Origin of the sequence: Rhodopseudomonas sp. P2A-2r, assembly GCF_026015985.1 — a bacterium.
Lineage (GTDB): Bacteria > Pseudomonadota > Alphaproteobacteria > Rhizobiales > Xanthobacteraceae > Tardiphaga.
In genome coordinates this window covers 3,638,754-3,656,122 of the sequence record NZ_CP110389.1, presented here as the reverse complement: position 1 = coordinate 3,656,122, position 17,369 = coordinate 3,638,754, and the positions used below count along the sequence as shown (strand labels likewise).

Annotated in this window: 14 protein-coding genes and 2 pseudogenes; 6 read left to right on the top strand and 10 right to left on the bottom strand. The window is 64.7% G+C overall.

The genetic code is table 11. The annotated features are described in order from the left end of the window. Window positions 1-281: 281 nt before the first annotated feature. On the bottom strand, window positions 282-1,046 hold the full coding sequence (locus tag ONR75_RS17595) for a hypothetical protein (protein WP_265078402.1): 765 nt from the start codon (window positions 1,044-1,046) through the stop codon (window positions 282-284). A gap of 72 nt (window positions 1,047-1,118) precedes the next feature. Between ONR75_RS17595 and nthA the strand changes: the two genes are divergently transcribed. Genes nthA through ONR75_RS17580 form a run of 3 tightly spaced genes read left to right on the top strand, consistent with a single transcriptional unit; the run spans window position 1,119 to window position 2,787 of the window. Beyond that, window positions 1,119-1,745 (top strand): nitrile hydratase subunit alpha, encoded by a 627-nt coding sequence (nthA, locus tag ONR75_RS17590; protein ID WP_265078401.1) that lies wholly within the window; start codon window positions 1,119-1,121, stop codon window positions 1,743-1,745. Then, entirely contained in the window at window positions 1,742-2,404 is a 663-nt protein-coding gene (nthB, locus tag ONR75_RS17585; RefSeq protein ID WP_265078400.1) for a nitrile hydratase subunit beta, read from the top strand. Before nthA ends, nthB begins: the two co-directional genes overlap by 4 nt. Further along, window positions 2,401-2,787, top strand: coding sequence for a nitrile hydratase accessory protein (locus ONR75_RS17580; protein WP_265078399.1), 387 nt, complete (start codon window positions 2,401-2,403; stop codon window positions 2,785-2,787). Before nthB ends, ONR75_RS17580 begins: the two co-directional genes overlap by 4 nt. 175 nt (window positions 2,788-2,962) lie before the next feature. Here the strand turns inward: ONR75_RS17580 and queC are convergent, their stop codons facing one another. Then, the gene (queC, locus tag ONR75_RS17575) at window positions 2,963-3,679 is read right to left on the bottom strand and encodes a 7-cyano-7-deazaguanine synthase QueC (RefSeq protein ID WP_265078398.1); all 717 of its coding nucleotides are present in this window, start codon (window positions 3,677-3,679) and stop codon (window positions 2,963-2,965) included. A gap of 151 nt (window positions 3,680-3,830) precedes the next feature. Between queC and mazG the strand changes: the two are divergent. Continuing rightward, window positions 3,831-4,642: pseudogene (gene mazG, locus ONR75_RS17570) on the top strand (nucleoside triphosphate pyrophosphohydrolase). Between the two features lie 112 nt (window positions 4,643-4,754). Here the strand turns inward: mazG and hflX are convergent. The 8 genes and pseudogenes from hflX to dusB form a co-directional block, all read right to left on the bottom strand. After that, window positions 4,755-6,143: a GTPase HflX gene (gene hflX, locus ONR75_RS17565; RefSeq protein ID WP_265078397.1), complete on the bottom strand. Its 1,389-nt coding sequence runs from the start codon at window positions 6,141-6,143 to the stop codon at window positions 4,755-4,757. 11 nt (window positions 6,144-6,154) lie between these two features. After that, window positions 6,155-6,403: an RNA chaperone Hfq gene (hfq, locus tag ONR75_RS17560; protein WP_006020546.1), complete on the bottom strand. Its 249-nt coding sequence runs from the start codon at window positions 6,401-6,403 to the stop codon at window positions 6,155-6,157. Between the two features lie 181 nt (window positions 6,404-6,584). After that, complete coding sequence (locus ONR75_RS17555) at window positions 6,585-7,442, bottom strand: D-amino-acid transaminase (protein ID WP_265078396.1); 858 nt, start codon at window positions 7,440-7,442, stop codon at window positions 6,585-6,587. Between the two features lie 42 nt (window positions 7,443-7,484). Next, window positions 7,485-8,855, bottom strand: coding sequence for a sigma-54-dependent transcriptional regulator (locus ONR75_RS17550; RefSeq protein ID WP_265078395.1), 1,371 nt, complete (start codon window positions 8,853-8,855; stop codon window positions 7,485-7,487). Window positions 8,856-8,883: 28 nt separating this feature from the next. Beyond that, window positions 8,884-11,170, bottom strand: a pseudogene (locus ONR75_RS17545) (ATP-binding protein). Window positions 11,171-11,520: 350 nt separating this feature from the next. Then, on the bottom strand, window positions 11,521-12,963 hold the full coding sequence (gene ntrC, locus ONR75_RS17540) for a nitrogen regulation protein NR(I) (RefSeq protein ID WP_265078394.1): 1,443 nt from the start codon (window positions 12,961-12,963) through the stop codon (window positions 11,521-11,523). Window positions 12,964-12,984: 21 nt separating this feature from the next. After that, window positions 12,985-14,145, bottom strand: coding sequence for a two-component system sensor histidine kinase NtrB (locus ONR75_RS17535; RefSeq protein WP_265078393.1), 1,161 nt, complete (start codon window positions 14,143-14,145; stop codon window positions 12,985-12,987). Beyond that, window positions 14,142-15,149: a tRNA dihydrouridine synthase DusB gene (gene dusB, locus ONR75_RS17530; RefSeq protein WP_265083703.1), complete on the bottom strand. Its 1,008-nt coding sequence runs from the start codon at window positions 15,147-15,149 to the stop codon at window positions 14,142-14,144. The genes ONR75_RS17535 and dusB overlap by 4 nt, the downstream gene beginning before the upstream one ends. 257 nt (window positions 15,150-15,406) lie before the next feature. Between dusB and ONR75_RS17525 the strand changes: the two genes are divergently transcribed. After that, a complete protein-coding gene (locus tag ONR75_RS17525) occupies window positions 15,407-16,588 on the top strand; it encodes a bifunctional 2-C-methyl-D-erythritol 4-phosphate cytidylyltransferase/2-C-methyl-D-erythritol 2,4-cyclodiphosphate synthase (protein ID WP_265078392.1) in 1,182 nt (393 codons plus the stop codon). Further along, the gene (locus ONR75_RS17520; RefSeq protein WP_265078391.1) at window positions 16,589-17,212 is read left to right on the top strand and encodes a CinA family protein; all 624 of its coding nucleotides are present in this window, start codon (window positions 16,589-16,591) and stop codon (window positions 17,210-17,212) included. Window positions 17,213-17,369: the final 157 nt, after the last annotated feature.

Below are 17,369 nucleotides of genomic sequence, written 5' to 3'. Positions count from 1 at the left end.
GCGGCGTGCTGCTTCGCGCGGAGCCTGACACATAACCGCGCTTTTGCCGGCGTATTGTCCAGTCTTATCGTACGGTCGGCGACTTATATATATTTGGCTATGCCAATGCCCGCGTCATGAATTTGATGAAAACGCGAGAAGGCTTCCAGAATAGGCTATTGCGCTGCATGCGACGCGACAGATTCGGGACAGCGACGGTTCGATGCGCTGATGTTCAGTGTCGCTGTTGATCTGCATCAATGCGGATCTGTCTGCTGCCCGAACGCCCAGCTACGATTGCGCTACAAATGCGGATTGGAGTCGCGCGTGCTGCCCGGCGGCGGAAACCGTATGGTCGTGCCGACCGTGATCCAGTCGGCGTTCTCGCCGGTGATGTTGTGGCCATAGATCACATCGACCGAGAAAATATCGTTGGGCCGATAGCGCAATCCGGTCTGGAATTTCGGACGCGTGACGCTCGGGATGTCGGCCGCGCCCACCTGCCCGTAGACTTCGATCGTGTACTGGAAAACGTCGGTAAGCTTCCAGTCGAAGCCGGCTCCATAGGTGAAATAGTGGCGGTCGACGGTGCGGTCCCACAGCCAGCCGGCATTGAGATTGATCCGCGTGACCTCGGAGAATCGCCAGGTGACGGGGATCTCGCCGAACATCGCGGTGTTCTGTCCGGTCTGCGCATCGAACGCGACGCCACCAAGGGCCGAGGCGCCGAACTTGCCGATGCCGGTCGGCACGAGGTTGATCTTGGCCTTCGGCGCCACCGACGTGCCCCAGTCGCCGTCGCTGCGAGACCGGTTGGTCATGACGCTGAGTTCGACCGGCCTGACGATGTCGACCACGCAGGATGGGTTGGCGACCGCGGAAAAGTCGGTGTTGGTGGCTGTCGACAGCCAGCTTTCCACCTTGCATGAGCCGAGATCGGAGATGTCGGCGGCATCGACGGCATAGGCGCCATTGGCCGCCTGCGCATATTGCGGCGCCAGCACTGCGGCGCCGATCGCCAGCATCGACAGCGCGGTTTGCAGGCTGCGCGTCAGATGTGGGGGCATGCAGTTCATGGGGGTGAGGCTAGCAGAGCCCTGCCCTCGACATGCGGTATTTGTTGCGATTATCCTCAGCCCATGAGCGAACATCATCACGATCATGATCACGACCATTCCGAATTGTCAGAAACCGAGCTCCGGGTCCGCGCCCTCGAGACCGTTCTGACCGAAAAAGGCTATGTCGATCCGGCGGCGCTGGACACCATCGTCCAGGCCTACGAGACCAGGATTGGCCCGCACAACGGCGCCCAGGTGGTGGCGCGGGCCTGGACCGATCCGGCGTTCAAGCAGGCGCTGCTCGCCGACGGCACCAAGGCCGTCAGCACGCTCGGCCATGTCAGCCGCACCGGCGACCATCTGGTGGTCGTCGAGAACACGCCTGAACGCCACAACATGGTCGTCTGCACTCTGTGCTCCTGCTATCCGTGGGAACTGCTCGGCCTGCCGCCGGTCTGGTACAAGGCGGAGCCGTATCGCTCGCGCGCGGTCAAGGATCCGCGCGGCGTGCTGGCGGATTTCGGCGTCAGCCTGCCCGGGGATGTCGAGATCCGGGTGTGGGATTCCACGGCGGAGACGCGCTTCCTGGTGCTGCCGATGCGCCCCGCAGGCACGGAAGGTTTGAGCGAGGCGCAACTCGCCGAACTGGTGACGCGGGACTCGATGATCGGCACCGGCCTGGCGACGACACCGGGCGCGCTGTCATGAACGGCGTCCACGACATGGGCGGCATGGACGGCTTTGGCAAGGTGGAGCCTGAAGCCAACGAGCCGATGTTTCACCACGAATGGGAATCGCGCGTGATGGCCATGGTGCGCGCCATGGGTGCCGCCGGCGCCTTCAACATCGATGCGTCGCGTTTTTATCGCGAGATGCTGCGGCCCGACATCTACCTGTCGAGCAGCTACTACCGGAAATGGCTGCTCGGTCTGGAAGACCTGCTGGTGGCCAGGGGCTATGTCGCCCGCGAGGAGATTGCAGCGGGCCACGCGTCGGCCCCGCCGAAAGCGCTGTCGCGCGGTGCGTTCACGGTCGGCGATGTCGAGCGCGTGATGATCCGTGGTGCGTTCGGCCGCCCGGCCCCGGCCCCGGCGAAATTCAAGGCCGGCGACCGCGTGCGCGCCAAAAACATCCATCCCGTCACGCATACGCGGCTGCCGCGCTATGTGCGCGGCCATGTCGGGGTGATCGAGCGCGACCACGGCTGTCATGTGTTTCCCGACACTGCCGCCCATGACGCCGGCGAGAACCCGCAATGGCTCTACACCGTGGTTTTCGATGGTGCGGAATTGTGGGGCCCGGACGGCGATCCAACCCTGAAAGTGTCGATCGAGGCCTTCGAGCCGTATCTGGACGCCGCCCAATGACTGTTGATCCGCAGGCCGCGCAGCGCGCCACGGCAGCCCTGCCCGGCATTCCCGTCGATGCCGACGGGCCGGTGTTTCGCGAGCCCTGGGAGGCCCAGGCCTTTGCCATGGCGCTGGCGCTGCACGAGCGCGGCCTGTTCACCTGGACCGAATGGGCGGCGGCGCTGGCCGCGGAGATCAAGCTCGCCCAGGCGGCCGGCGACGCCGACACCGGCGAAACCTATTACCGGCACTGGCTGGCCACGCTGGAAGGCCTGGTCGCCACCAAGGGTGTCGCCTCGGCCGAGATGCTGCATCGCTACCGCGATGCCTGGGACCACGCCGCCGACCGCACCCCGCATGGCCAGCCGATCGTACTGACACCGGCGGATTTTGCGCATTAAGGGATCAGTGTCTCCGTGCCCCGGATGCTGCGCAGCGCGTCGCCCTTGCAACGTAATGCTCTGCTGATCCGGGGCCGTACCAAATGCCGGAGCTCGTTACGGTCCCGGTTCTGCGCGGCAGCACTTCCGCGCGAAGCTTCGCTTCGCCAGGCTGCAGCGCGTCCGGGACACGAGACTATGCCGGTCTCGCCGAAAACTCCCGCCATCCCTTCGCCCGCAGCTCGCACGCCGGACATTTGCCGCAGCCATAGCCCCAGTCGTGCAGCGCGCCGCGTTGGCCGAGATAGCAGGTGTGGGAGTGCTCGCGGATCAGGTCCACCAGACCGGCGCCGCCGAGTTCATGGGCCAGCGCCCAGGTCGCTGCCTTGTCACGCCACATCAATGGCGTGTGCAGTTCGAATTGGCGGTCCATGCCGAGATTAAGCGCGGTCTGCAGCGCGCGGATGGTGTCGTCGCGGCAGTCCGGATAGCCGGAATAGTCGGTCTCGCACATGCCGCCGATGATGTGGGCGATGCCGCGGCGATAGGCCAGCGCGGCGGCGAAGGTCAGGAACACCAGGTTGCGGCCGGGCACGAAGGTGTTGGGCAGCCCGCCTGCCCCCATCTCGATGGCCACGTCGCGGGTCAGCGCGGTGTCGGAGATCACACTCAGCGTCGGGATGTCCAGCGTATGGCTGTCGCCCAGCTTGGCGGCCCAGCCTGGGTTCAGCGCCTTGATCCCGTCGAGCAACTTTTCGCGGCTGTCGAGTTCGATCAGGTGGCGCTGGCCGTAGCTGAAGCCGAGCATCTCGACACGCTTGAACCTTGCCAGCGCCCAGGCCAGGCAGGTGGCGGAATCCTGGCCGCCGGAGAACAGCACCAGAGCGGTTTCTTGTGAAAGATCGTCGGTCATGGACGTGCCATTAGCATCCGGCGCGGCAGCGGGAAAGTTGCGTCGTTTTGTAGGGCGGGTTAGCGAAGCGTAACCCGCCGGCCGAATTCATATGGCGGCAACGTCGGCGGATGACGGCTTCGCCTCATCCGCCTTACGGCTCGGAGCTTCAATGACCCCTTCCCGCGACATTGCCGGCCTCATCGAAATCATGGCGCGGTTACGCACGCCCGGCACGGGCTGCCCCTGGGATCTCGAACAGACCTTTGCGACCATCGCGCCCTACACCATCGAGGAGGCCTATGAGGTCGTCGACGCCATCGCCAACAACGACCTCGGCGATCTCTGCGAGGAACTCGGCGATCTCCTGCTGCAGGTGGTGTTTCACGCCCGCATGGCCGAGGAACAGCAGGCCTTCGCGTTTGGCGACGTGGTCGAGGCCATTACGCGAAAAATGATCCGCCGGCATCCCCATGTTTTCGCCGATGCCGACGGCAATATCACCCCGCCCACGTCAAGGGCGTGTGGGACCGCATCAAGGCCGAGGAAAAGGCCGAACGCGCCGCGCGCCGTCCCGCAGTCGCCGCACCGTCATCGCTTCTGGCCGGCGTCAAGGCCGGGCAGCCAGCGCTGAGCCGCGCCACGGCGCTGCAGAACAAGGCCTCGACCGTCGGCTTCGACTGGAACGACCCGCGTGCGGTGCTGGCGAAAATCCGCGAGGAAGCCGACGAGATCGAAGCGGCGCTCGACGCCGGCGACAAGGCCGAACTGGCGGCGGAGACCGGCGACCTCTTGTTCGCCGTGGTCAACCTGGCGCGCCATGTCGACGCGGATCCGGATCAGGCACTGCGCGGCACCAACGCGAAATTCGAACGGCGGTTTGCCTATATCGAACAGGCGCTGGCGGCGAAGGGGCGCACGCTGCAGGACGCGACGCTGGAAGAGATGGATGCGCTGTGGAATGCGGCGAAGGGAACGGAGTAGCCACGAATTGTAGTAGCGCAACGCTGATGGATTCCTCCCCACCACGCGCAGCTTCGCTGCACGCGGGGAGGGAAAGGAAGAGCTGTGACGTCAGTGAAAGCGTTGCTATCGCTTACCCCGTCGCATCGTCAGGATGCTGCACGGCCTTGTACTTGCTCATCACGATGTCGCGCTTGGTCTCGTCGACGCGTACGGTCATGTCGAAATGATCGTCATGCAGTTCCTTGACCAGCACCTCGGCGTTGCGATGCAGCCAGCTGATGCCGGCGCCGTCGGAAGCGGCGATGGTCAGGTCGAGTGTGATCCGCGCCGCCGCCAGCCGCTCCTCGATGGCGTTGAGCAATGCATCGATGCCCTCGCCGGTTTCAGCTGAGACCATGAAGCACGGCTTTTCCGGCGGACGGCGCGCGGCGATGTTGGCGAGGTTCTCGCGCTGCTCGGGGTCGAACCGGTCGATCTTGTTCCAGACTTCGAGGATGCGGCCGCCGGCCTCGGCGTCGATGCCGAGCTGCTGCAGCACCTTGTCGACGTCGCTCTGCTGGGCGTCGGCGTCTTCATGGGAGATGTCGCGGACGTGCAGGATGATATCGGCTTCCAGCACCTCTTCCAGCGTGGCGCGGAAGGCGGCGACGAGTTGCGTCGGCAGGTTCGAAATGAAGCCGACTGTGTCCGACAGCATCGCCTTGCCGCCATGCGGCAGCGTCAGCGCGCGCAAGGTCGGATCGAGCGTCGCGAACAGCATGTCGGCGGCGGTGACCTCGGCGCGGGTCAGCCGGTTGAACAGCGTAGACTTGCCGGCGTTGGTGTAGCCGACCAGCGCCACGACGCGATAGGGCACGCGCTGGCGGCCGGCACGATGCAGCCGGCGCGTCGCCTGGACCTTCTTGATCTCGTTCTCGATGCGCGTGATGCGGTCGCCGATCAGCCGGCGGTCGGCCTCGATCTGGGTTTCGCCGGGGCCGCCCATGAAGCCGAAGCCACCGCGCTGGCGCTCCAGATGGGTCCATGACCGCACCAGCCGGCTGCGCTGATAGTTGAGATGGGCGAGTTCGACCTGCAGCGCGCCCTCCTTGGTCTTGGCGCGGCGGCCGAAAATTTCCAGAATCAACCCGGTGCGGTCGAGCACCTTGGTGTTCCATTCCTTTTCCAGGTTGCGCTGCTGAATCGGCGATAGCGCGCAATCCATCACCACCAGCTCGATGTCATGGCCGGCGATCAGGCCGAGGATTTCCTCGACCTTGCCCTTGCCGAGATAGGTGGCCGGCCGGATCTGGGCGAGCGGCGCGACGATCGCCTCGGCGATGGTCAAGTCGATGGCCCGCGCCAGACCGACGGCTTCCTCGAGCCGGGCGTCGGCATTGCGGACATGAATCTGCGCTTGCGATTCGGCGTCGCCACGCCGTTCACGCAAATACGGGCCGATGACTACCACCCGCCCGCTGTGTTCGCCTTGCGCTGACCCAGGACGGTCAACGCCCCCTTCGAAGCTCCGGGGTTCCAATCAGTTTAATCTCAAGCTGGTGCGTCCTCGCCGCCTTCGAACAGCTGGATCGGAGCGCCCGGCATGATGGTCGAGATTGCGTGTTTGTACACAAGCTGAGAGTGACCATCACGGCGCAGCAGCAGACAGAAATTGTCGAACCATGTGACAATACCCTGCAGCTTCACTCCGTTGACCAGAAAGATCGTCAGGGGCGTCTTTGTTTTACGTACGTGGTTGAGGAAGGTGTCCTGTAGATTCTGTGCGCGGTCTGCCGCCATTTTTTTATCCCGCAGTTTGTTGTGCTTGTTTTTTTAACCTGACGCAGCTCTCTCCGGAGCGTCGACTGGCCGCCGCGTTTCCCTGAGATCCCCTCCGGGAGCGCGACGAATTGATTAGAGGGCAGGCAAGCTTTTTAGGCAAGCCAGTTCAGCCAACGGCCGGGCAAATCTGAGGCAAATCTCAGGAAATCGCCGAAAATCGATGAAATTCCTCGCGCAATCGCGTGGCGATCGCGCCCGGCTTGCCGTCGCCAATGGTTTTGCCGTCGATGCTGATGACGGGCATTACAATCTGACTCGCCGAGGAAACGAAAGCCTCGGCGGCCTGATAAGCCTCCTCCGGCGTGAAGTTCCGTTCTTCGAGCTTGAGCTGCAGCGACTCCAGCACCTCGATCAGAACCGCGCGGGTGATGCCCGACAAAATGCCACGTTCGGCGCTGCGCGTGACCACCTTGCCGTCGCGGGTGACGATCCAGGCGTTGCACGAGGCGCCCTCGGTCACAAAGCCGTCGGCATCCACATACCAGGCCTCATAGGCTCCCTTGTCGCGCGCTTCCTGGCGCGCCAGCACGTTCGGCAACAGACCGACGGTCTTGATGTCGACGCGCGGCCAGCGGTTTTCGGCGGTGGTGATCACCTTGACGCCGCGCGCGGCCTGGGCCTGGTTCTTGGCAAAGTTGAGCGACTTGGCGGTGATGACCAGGCTCGGCTTCACCTCCGGCGACGGAAAGCCATGGTCGCGGTGGGCGACGCCGCGGCTGATCTGCAGATAGACGATGCCGTAGCTGATGCGGTTGCGCCGGATCACCTCCTGCATCACGATCTTCAAGGATGCCAGCGGCATCGCCTCGGCCATGCGCAGCTCGCGCAGCGAGCGCTGCATCCGCGCCATATGGCGGGGAAAATCCACCATCTTGCCGCCGATGATTTCGCAGACCTCATAGATGCCGTCGGCGAACTGATAGCCGCGGTCTTCGACATTCACGGCGGCATCGCGCAGGTTTTGATAGTGACCGTTTACATAGGCAATGCGCGACATAGGACGTCCTGATGGCTGAGGATTTGAGTGACAGCGAGCGAGTTAGCCGACGCCGAGCGCCTTGAGTTTGCGGTGCAGGGCCGAGCGTTCCATACCGACAAATTCCGCGGTGCGCGAGATATTCCCGGAAAAACGACTGATCTGGGCGATCAGATAATCGCGTTCGAACACTTCGCGGGCCTCGCGCAAGGGCAGACCCATGATGTGCTCGCCATTGTTGCTGGTGGGCATCGACGGCACCATGGAGCCGACGTCCTGCGGCAGCATGTCGGCGGTGATGATCACCTCCGGGCCGCCGCCGGCGAGAATCATCACGCGCTCGACGTTGTTGCGGAGCTGCCGGATGTTGCCGGGCCAGACATGCGACTGCAGCACGGCCATGGCGTCCTGGCCGATCTGGCGTTTCGGCAGGCCGGTGGCCACCGAAATCTGCTCCATGAAATACTCGATCAGCTCCGGAATGTCCTCACGATGCTCGGACAAAGGCGGCACGCGGATCGGCACCACCGAGAGGCGGTGATAGAGATCCTCGCGGAAGCGGCCTTCGGCGATTTCCTCCTCGAGATTGCGCGCGGTGGAGGAGATGATGCGGACGTCGACATGGACCTTGGTGGTGCCCCCCGCCCGCGTGAACGTCTGGTCGACCAGCACGCGCAGGATCTTGTTCTGGGTCTCGCGTGGCAGGTCACCGATCTCGTCGAGGAACAGCGTGCCGCCATGGGCTTCCTCCAGCGCGCCGGCCTTGCGGGCCTGTTCGCCGTTGGTCTGCTCGATACCGAACAGTTCGACCTCCATGCGCTCCGGTGTGATCGCCGCGGCATTGATGACGACGAACGGGCCTTCGGCGCGCTGCGAGGCATTGTGCAGCGTGCGCGCCGCCAGTTCCTTGCCGGCGCCGGACGGGCCGACGATCAGGATGCGGCTGTTGGCCTTTGCCGCGCGGTCGATGGTCTGGCGCAACTGGTTCATGGCCGCCGAACGGCCGGTCAGCGAACTTGCCACCGGCGCGAGTTGCTTGAGTTCCTTGACCTCGCGTTTCAGCCGCGAGGTTTCCAGCGCCCGCGTCGCCACCAGGATCAGGCGGTCGGCCTTGAACGGCTTTTCGATGAAGTCATAGGCGCCGCGCTTGATGGCAGCGACGGCGGTCTCGATATTGCCGTGGCCGGAAATCATTACCACCGGCATTTCGGTGTGGTCGCGCTTGACCTGTTCGAGCAGTTGCAGACCATCCAGCTTGCTGCCCTGCAGCCAGATGTCGAGGAACACCAGGTTGGGACGGCGGTTGGAGATTTCCGCCAGTGCGCTGTCGCTGTCGCGCGCGGTGCGCGTGGTGAAGCCTTCGTCCTCGAGGATGCCCGCCACCAGATCGCGAATATCGGCTTCGTCATCGACGATGAGAATGTCATTTGCCATGGGATGCGCTCTGTCTTTTTTCGTTCGGTCAGTTGCCGCTCACGGCGACGGTCTTGATTTCGTTGCTCTGCGCGGCTTTTGGCTCGGCGTTTGCCGCATCGGGCTTCTGGCCGGAAATCGCAAAGCGCAATCGCATCCATGCGCCGCGGGCACCGGGCCGGATGTCAGAGGCATCGTTGAGCTCGATCTCGCCCGCCGTGGTCCTCCAGAACGCGCCCGACAATGGCGAGACCAAGGCCGGTGCCCTTCTCGCGCGTCGTGACATAGGGCTCCAGCAGCCGCGACCGGCTCACCGTGGGCAGACCGATGCCGTTGTCGATCACGTCGATGACGATGTCCTCGCCCTCGCGCGCGGCGATCACCTCGATGCGGCCCTTGCCAAGCTCTTCCGCCGGCACCGCCTCGATGGCCTCGGTGGCGTTCTTGATGATGTTGGTCAGTGCCTGCGAGATCAGCCGGCGATCGAACCGGGCGCGCATCGGCTCTTCCTTGATCTCGGCCTCGATATCGACGTCGGGATGCCCGACCCGCATCAGGAACACGGCCTGGCGAACCGTATCGGCGACATCCTCGCCCTCGATCACCGGCTTCGGCATCCGTGCAAACTTCGAGAACTCGTCGACCATGCGGCGGATGTCGTCGACCTGGCGGACGATGGTGTCGGTGCACTGCTCGAAGATCGCCTTGTCGGCGACGATCACCTTGCCGAATTTCCGCTTGATGCGCTCTGCCGAGAGCTGGATCGGCGTCAGCGGGTTCTTGATCTCGTGGGCGATGCGGCGGGCGACGTCGGCCCAGGCCGAAGTGCGCTGCGCCGACACCAGCTCGGTGATGTCGTCGAGGGTGATGATGTAGCTGTCGCGCGACTGGCTGGTCTGCTCGGCGCTGATGCGCACTGACAGCACCCGCTCCTGGCCGCCGCGCGCGATGTTGATCTGGCCCTGCACCAGCCGCTGCGAGCCCTCGCGCACGGTCTGCATCATCTCGTCGAGTTCGGGGATGATTTCGTGCAGGGGGTGGCCGAGGGTCTCGGATTCCGAATGGCCGATCAGCTTTTCCGCCGAGCGGTTGAGGATGCCGATGCTGTTGGCCCCGTCGACCCCGATGATGCCGGCACTGGCCGAGGACAGCACCGCCTCGATGAAGCGGCGGCGGCTGTCGATGACGTCGGAGGCCGACACCAGTTCGTCGCGCTGGGTGCGCAGCTCCTGGGTCATCTTGTTGAAGGTCTCGCCGAGATGCGCCAGATCGCCTTCGGACTGGATCACCGGCACCCGCACATGCAGGTCGCCGGTCGACACCGCATTGGCGGCGCCCATCAGACGGCGGATCGGCGTCACCAGCCAGTTGGCGAAGTTCAGTCCGATCAGCACCGACGACATCAGCACCGTCAGCGCGATCACCGTGAACATCAGCGCGAAGGCCACCTGGACGCCGAGCCGGCGGGATTCGAGGTCGGCATATTCGGCGACGCTGGCCTGGGTCTGGCGCAGTTGCGCCACCACCCGTGGATCGAGCAGCCGCGCCACATAGAGGAAGGTATCGTCGAAGGCGCGCAGCCGGATCACCGCGGCGACGTAATTGGCTTCGATGAACACCGCGATTTGCGGCTCGGTCTCATCGACATTCTTCAGAAAGTCGGCGGCCGGGGTCGTAAAGTCCTGGCGGATGCCGGTCTGCGCCGATTCCAGGACATTGCGGTCCTTGTCGATGATCATCGCCCCCGGCAGGTTGCGCGACGCCGCGCTGGCCGTCAGCAGGCTGCGAAAGGTGCCGCGGTCCTGGTCGTATAACGGCCGCGCATGGGCGATGTCGTTGGCCATGCCGAGGATGTCGCCGCGGATCAGCTGCGCATGTTCGTGGAGATAGGCATTGGCAACGATCAGGGAGTTCTGGATCACCTCGCGGGTCGGCCCCGAAAACAGCCGGTCGAGGCCGCGATCGAGGGTGACATTGGCGACGATCGAGACCAGCACCGCGGGAATCACCGCGATCACCGAGAACAGGCTGACGATCTGGACATGCAGCCGGGCGGCGGCGCGCCCGCGGCGGCGGGCCTGCACCACCTTCCAGACTTCGCGGGCGATAATGACCACAAGCAGGAACACGGCGGTCGCGTTGATCAGCAGGAAGGTGACGACTACGTTGTGGGTCGGCGAGATCGGCGTCAGCCCGGTCAGGACGACAAAGGTCAGGAAGGCCGACAGCAGCGCCAGACCGACGGCAATCGGCGGCAGCAGCCGGCGCAGAGTCCATCGGCGCGGTTCAGCCGGCGATGCTTCAAACGCTGGGGGCGACGTGTCTGCGCTGGTCATTCCGGATTTTGGTGAGCGTGAACGCCATGTCGTCGCGGGATCGAGCCCGACACGTACTGATGCAATCATACAACAATGTTGCTCAATTACGACAATTCCGCGGCGTGTAAAAGCCGCGGAAAGCGCAGTCGTGCCGGTTTCACGTCGCGATGACGTGGAATTGCTCGATCTGATGCGTTTCCCTCGCCCGGGTCCTGCGGGTAGAGGGGCGCTCGAAGGACCGAGGTCGTCCGAGTCGGGTGAGGAGCGGCTGCGAGCGAACACTAACAGCTCACCCGGAGCCTCGCTATCGCTCGGCTCCGACCTCTCCCCGCAAGAGCGGGGCGAGGTTAGTCCCTGTGCGCGGCGCCCTACCCGCCGGTGCGATAGACTTGGATATCCAGATCGCGAATCTTCTTGCGCAGGGTGTTGCGGTTGAGGCCGAGCAGATCGGCTGCACGGATCTGGTTGCCGCGCGTCGCCGCCAGTGCCGCTGTGAGCAGCGGTACTTCGATCTCGCGCAGGATGCGGTGATAGAGGCCGGGCGGCGGCACGCCGTTCGGGAAGCTCGAGAAGTGCGAGGACAGGTAGACCTCGACGGCGCCGCCGAGGTTGTCGACGCCGTTCTGGGGGCTGCCGCCGGACACCACCGCAGGCGGTGCCAGTTCGCCGTCGATCACCGAGCCGGTGATGACATCCTGCGGATAGAGCGCCGCCAGCCGGCGGGCCAGGTTCTCCAGCTCGCGGACGTTGCCGGGCCAGCGATGCTGCTTCATGCGCTCCAGCGCCAGGGCGTCGAGCTTCTTGGGCGGCAGGCCATCCTTTTCGGCCAGCGCAAAGAAATGCCGGATCAGGTCCGGGAGATCCTCGATGCGTTCACGCAAAGGAGGAAGACGCAGCGGCACGACGTTGAGGCGGAAGAATAAATCCTCCCGGAACAGGCCCTGCTGGATGAGAATCCGGAGGTCCTTGTTGGAGGCCGCAACGATGCGCACGTCGGTCTTGATCGGGGTTCGGCCGCCGACCGTGGTGTACTCACCCTGCTGCAGCACGCGCAGCAAGCGGGTCTGCGCCTCCATCGGCATATCGCCGATTTCATCGAGGAACAGCGTGCCGCCCTCGGCCTGCTCGAACCGGCCGGAGGCGCGGGTGTTGGCGCCGGTGAAGGCGCCGCGCTCATGGCCGAACAGTTCGGATTCGATGAGGTCGCGCGGGATCGCTGCCATGTTGACGGCAACGAAGGGCCCGTTGCGGCGCTTGCCGTAGTCGTGCAGCGCGCGCGCCACCAGTTCCTTGCCGGTGCCGGACTCGCCGGAGATCATCACCGTCAGGTCGGTCTGCATCAGGCGCGCCAGCACGCGGTAGATTTCCTGCATGGCCGGCGAGCGGCCGACCAGCGGGATCGAATCGAACTCGCCGTCATCGGCAACGCTGGCGACGCGCTCCTTCGGTTCCGCCAGCGCGCGGCCGACGATGGCGATCAGTTCCTTGAGGTCGAACGGCTTCGGCAGATATTCATAGGCGCCGCGCTCCGACGCGCGGATCGCCGTCATGAAGGTGTTCTGCGCGCTCATCACGATGACCGGCAGGTTGGGCCGCATCTTCTTGATGCGCGGCAGCAGGTCGAAGGCGTTCTCATCGGGCATCACCACGTCGGTGATGACGAGATCGCCCTCGCCCTGGCTCACCCAGCGCCACAGCGTGGCGGCGTTGCCAGTCAGGCGAACCTCATATCCGGCGCGGGAAAGGGCCTGATTCAGGACGGTGCGGATCGCAGTGTCGTCGTCTGCAACCAGAATGCTACCAGCGGCCATTGTCATTTCTCATCTTGGTTTTTAGGAGGTGTGCGGCGACGTCGCCGGGACGTCGCCGTTGCTCGGTTCGAAGTTTTTGGCAGCGTTGAACATGGGCAGCAGCACTCGGAAAATCGTCTTCCGCGGCTGGGATTCGCATTCGATGATTCCGCCATGATCGCCGACAATCTTGGCAACCAATGCAAGACCCAGGCCGCTTCCGGTGGGCTTGGTGGTGACGAAGGGATCGAACAGGTTCGGCAACAGGTCGTCCGGCACGCCGGGGCCATTGTCCTTGACGCAGAATTCCAGCGGCAGCGAGACGCGGGTCTTCTTGCCCGGCACCGACAGCCGAACGCCAGGCCGGAACGCAGTGGTGAGCTGGATCTCACCGTCGTGGCCCAGTTCCGCGACGGCCTCGGCGGCATTTTTCACCAGGTTGAGGAACACTTGGATGAGCTGGTCCTGATTGGCCAGCACCGGCGGCAATGACGGGTCGTATTCCTCGATGAAGCGGATGTTGCGGGCAAAGCCCGACTGCGCGAGCCGTTTCACATGGTCGAGCACAGAGTGGATGTTGACCGGACCGCGCGCCACCGGGCGATCATCGCCGAACACCTCCATACGATCGACCAGGGTCACGATGCGATCGGCCTCGTCGCAGATCAGCCGTGTCAGCATGCGGTCTTCGGACGATGCCGCCTGCTCCAGCAGCTGCGCGGCTCCGCGAATGCCTGACAGCGGATTCTTGATCTCATGGGCCAGCATCGCGGCGAGCGCGATCACCGAGCGTGCGGCGCTGCGATGGGTGAGCTGGCGGTCCATCTTGTCGGCGATGGTGCGTTCCTGCAGCATCACCACGATATGCCCGGGCCGTTCGCTCAACGGCGCGACATGGAGATCGACCTGGCGATCCCTGCCGATCCGCGGCGTGCCGAGATCGACCTTGAACTCATTGACCGGCGAGCCGGAGTCGCGAACCTGATCGATCAGCGCCAGCAGCGGGCTGCCGAACGGCACCAGTTCCTTCAGCGACTGGCGCCGCAGGAACTGGGTCGAGATCTCGAAAAACGATTCCGCTGCCATGTTGGCGTCGACGATCTTGCCGTCGGGTGCGATCAGCAGCACCGGATTGGGCAAGGCGTTGAGAATCGCCTCGCTGTCGGTGGAAATCGGGTGGCGGTGTCCTGCGACAGCTGTCATGCGGCAGCACTCCATGCGAAGGCGTCAAACGCCTCGTCAAGCGAACGGTGTACGCCTGCGGGGGCCTCGGCGGTTTGAATCTTCTGTTTCCAGCTTCTCAGAACGTCCGGTGGCGCGTCGCTGGCGGCTGCGGCCGCATCGAGCGACCAGCCGAGATGTTTTCGTGCATGGCGCAGCCCGACATGGACGCCGTAATGGCTGAGAATTTCCTCGTAGAGCGTGCGGACGTAGGAAAGTTGCACGGCGAGCGCCGGCTCGGCCTCTGCTGCACCGCTCTGCAGGCGACGGGCAATCTGGCCGGGCACCCAGGGGCGCCCATAGGCACCGCGGCCCACCATCACGGCGTCGGCGCCGGACAGTTCCAGCGCGGTCAGCGCCTTCTCGTAGGAGGTGATGTCGCCGTTGACGATCAGCGGAATATCGATCGCGTCGCGGACCGCGCGCACCGCGCCCCAATCCGCCTCGCCCTTGTAGAACTGGCAACGGGTGCGGCCGTGCACCGTGATCAACTGCACGCCGGCCGCTTCGGCGCGGCGCGCCAGCTCCGGCGCATTGAGCGAATTGTCGTCCCAGCCGAGCCGCATTTTCAGCGTCACCGGCACCTTGACCGCCGCGACCGTGGCGTCGATCAGCGTCAGTGCGTGATCGAGGTTGCGCATCAGCGCTGAGCCGGACTGGCCGGTGCCGCCGGTGACCTTGCGGGCGGGGCAACCCATGTTGATGTCGATGATATCGGCGCCGCCGGCTTCGGCGATGCGCGCGCCCTCGGCCATCCAGCGGGCCTCGCAGCCGGCCAGCTGGACCACGTGCGGGCCCAGGCCGGTCGCCTCAACGCGCAAAACAGACATCGGTCGGCCATTGACGAGATCGGCGCTTGCCGTCATTTCTGAGACGACGAGGCCGGCGCCGAGTTGGGCCACCTGCCGCCGGAACGGCACATCCGTGATGCCGGTCATCGGTGCCAGAACCACACGGTTCGCGATTTCGATGTCGCCGATCCGCAACGACTTGTGGTTTGGTGATTCCAGGGCGGTCACAGACCTACTGTCCTTTGTACGCTACGATGCGGTTGAACGTATCTTGCGCACATTTCTTGTGCAGTCAACCGTCATGCCTAGACATTAGACAGATGTGCTGATTTTGCAAGTGCAGTGCAGCATTGCGTTGTTGATCATTCACGCCGAGGGAAACATGCTGTTTTTGCCGTCCGGCATGGTAATGGCTGTGCGCCCACAGCTTACCCCTTAATCAGTTGAGCCTGATGACGAAATCGACAAGATCTGCCGCCATTGTCGTCGCTGCCGGACGCGGATTGCGCGCCGGTTCCGGCGGACCGAAGCAATACCGCACGATTGCCGGGCGCACTGTCATCGCCCGCGCGATGGAGCCGTTCTGTGCACATCCCGACATCGCGGCGGTTCAACCGGTCCTCAATCCCGACGACATGGCCATGTTCAACGAGGCCGTCGGTCATTTGCGGTACGATCATCCAGCAAACGGCGGCGCCAGCCGGCAAGCCTCGGTCCGCGCCGGCCTTGAGGCATTGGCCGGCAATCCGCCCGATGTCGTGCTGATTCACGACGCCGCGCGGCCCTTCGTGACCCCTGCCCTGATTTCGCGCGCCATCGCCGCCGCCGGAATCACCGGCGCCGCGGTGCCCGCAATTGCCGTCACCGACACCATCAAGCAGGTCGGCGATGCCGGCCATGTGGAAGCCACGCCGGACCGAGGGCGCTTGCGCTTTGCGCAGACGCCGCAGGCATTTCGCTTCGACGTCATTCTCGAAGCCCATCGTCGTGCGGCGCGCGAGGGCCGCGACGATTTCACCGACGACGCCGCACTCGCCGAATGGGCAGGATTGACGGTGGCAACCTTTGAAGGCGATCCTGCAAACATGAAGCTCACCACACCGGAAGATTTTGTGCGCGAGGAAGCGCGTCTTGCTGCTGCGCTCGGCGATATCCGCATGGGCACCGGCTATGACGTGCACGCCTTCGGCGACGGCGATCACCTGATGCTCTGCGGCGTGCGGGTGCCGCATACGCGCGGCTTCCTCGCGCACTCTGACGGCGACGTCGGCCTGCATGCGCTGGTGGATGCCATCCTCGGCGCGCTGGCGGACGGCGATATCGGCTCGCACTTTCCGCCGAGCGATCCGCAATGGAAAGGCGCGGCCTCCGACAAGTTTCTGAAATACGCCGTCGACCGCGTCACCGCGCGTGGCGGACGCGTGGCCAATCTCGAGGTCACGATGATCTGCGAACGGCCGAAGATCGGGCCGCTCCGCGATGTCATGCGGGCGCGCATTGCCGAGATCACCGGCGTTGCGATCTCGCGCGTGGCGGTGAAGGCCACCACAAGCGAGCGCCTCGGCTTCACCGGTCGCGAGGAAGGCATCGCTGCCACGGCGTGCGCCACCATCCGCCTGCCCTGGAGTGACTAGATGAGCGGCAGCGACGCCCGTGCCCTGTCCCGTGCGCTGCTGGATCTCTGCCGCAGCCGCAAGCTGACCATTGCGACCGCTGAATCCTGCACGGGCGGCATGGTGGCGGCAGCGCTGACCGACATTCCCGGCTCGTCCGATGTGATCGACCGCGGCTTCGTCACCTACTCCAACGACGCCAAGCGCGCGATGCTCGGCGTGCGCGCTGCGACGCTGTCGACGTTCGGTGCGGTCAGCAAGGAGACCGCGACGCAGATGGCGGTGGGTGCGCTGGAAAAGGCAGGTGTCGATCTCGCGGTGTCGATCACCGGCATTGCCGGCCCCGGCGGCGCGACGCCGGGCAAACCGGTCGGCCTGGTCCATTTCGCCGTCGCTTCGCGCGATGGCCGCATTCTCAATCGCGAGTGTCGCTTCGGCGCCATCGGCCGCGGCCCAGTGCGGCAGCGCTCGGTGGTGGAAGCCTTGCGGATGTTGATGGAACTGGCGCGGGGACCGCAGCCGCCGGTCAAGAAACGCGAAGCGGCCAGCTTGGCACGGCCGCGGGTCGCGCGCACGCCGCGCCGAGCGGCCGTCAAACGCCACCGCGCCGGGCCGCTGAAGCCGAAGCCAAAACCCGAAAAGTAACTGTTCCACGTTTCCCGGATGCGGTGCAGCGTGAGCGACGATGCGCAGCATCGTCCGAAACGGTGCTCCGCAGATCCGGGATCTTCTCGTTTGACGTCGCATGAGACGGCCCCGGATCTGCGGAGCAGGCCTTCTCGGCAATGCTTCGCATTGCCGG

Excerpts from the sequence above, each read along its gene's own strand:
- ONR75_RS17595 (WP_265078402.1), bottom strand. The coding sequence starts at position 1,046 with ATGCCCCCACATCTGACGCGCAGCCTGCAAACCGCGCTGTCGATGCTG.
- nthA (WP_265078401.1), top strand. The coding sequence starts at position 1,119 with ATGAGCGAACATCATCACGATCATGATCACGACCATTCCGAATTGTCA.
- nthB (WP_265078400.1), top strand. The coding sequence starts at position 1,742 with ATGAACGGCGTCCACGACATGGGCGGCATGGACGGCTTTGGCAAGGTG.
- ONR75_RS17580 (WP_265078399.1), top strand. The coding sequence starts at position 2,401 with ATGACTGTTGATCCGCAGGCCGCGCAGCGCGCCACGGCAGCCCTGCCC.
- queC (WP_265078398.1), bottom strand. The coding sequence starts at position 3,679 with ATGACCGACGATCTTTCACAAGAAACCGCTCTGGTGCTGTTCTCCGGC.
- hfq (WP_006020546.1), bottom strand. The coding sequence starts at position 6,403 with ATGGCGGCAGACCGCGCACAGAATCTACAGGACACCTTCCTCAACCAC.
- ONR75_RS17555 (WP_265078396.1), bottom strand. The coding sequence starts at position 7,442 with ATGTCGCGCATTGCCTATGTAAACGGTCACTATCAAAACCTGCGCGAT.
- ONR75_RS17550 (WP_265078395.1), bottom strand. The coding sequence starts at position 8,855 with ATGGCAAATGACATTCTCATCGTCGATGACGAAGCCGATATTCGCGAT.
- ntrC (WP_265078394.1), bottom strand. The coding sequence starts at position 12,963 with ATGGCCGCTGGTAGCATTCTGGTTGCAGACGACGACACTGCGATCCGC.
- ONR75_RS17535 (WP_265078393.1), bottom strand. The coding sequence starts at position 14,145 with ATGACAGCTGTCGCAGGACACCGCCACCCGATTTCCACCGACAGCGAG.
- ONR75_RS17525 (WP_265078392.1), top strand. The coding sequence starts at position 15,407 with ATGACGAAATCGACAAGATCTGCCGCCATTGTCGTCGCTGCCGGACGC.
- ONR75_RS17520 (WP_265078391.1), top strand. The coding sequence starts at position 16,589 with ATGAGCGGCAGCGACGCCCGTGCCCTGTCCCGTGCGCTGCTGGATCTC.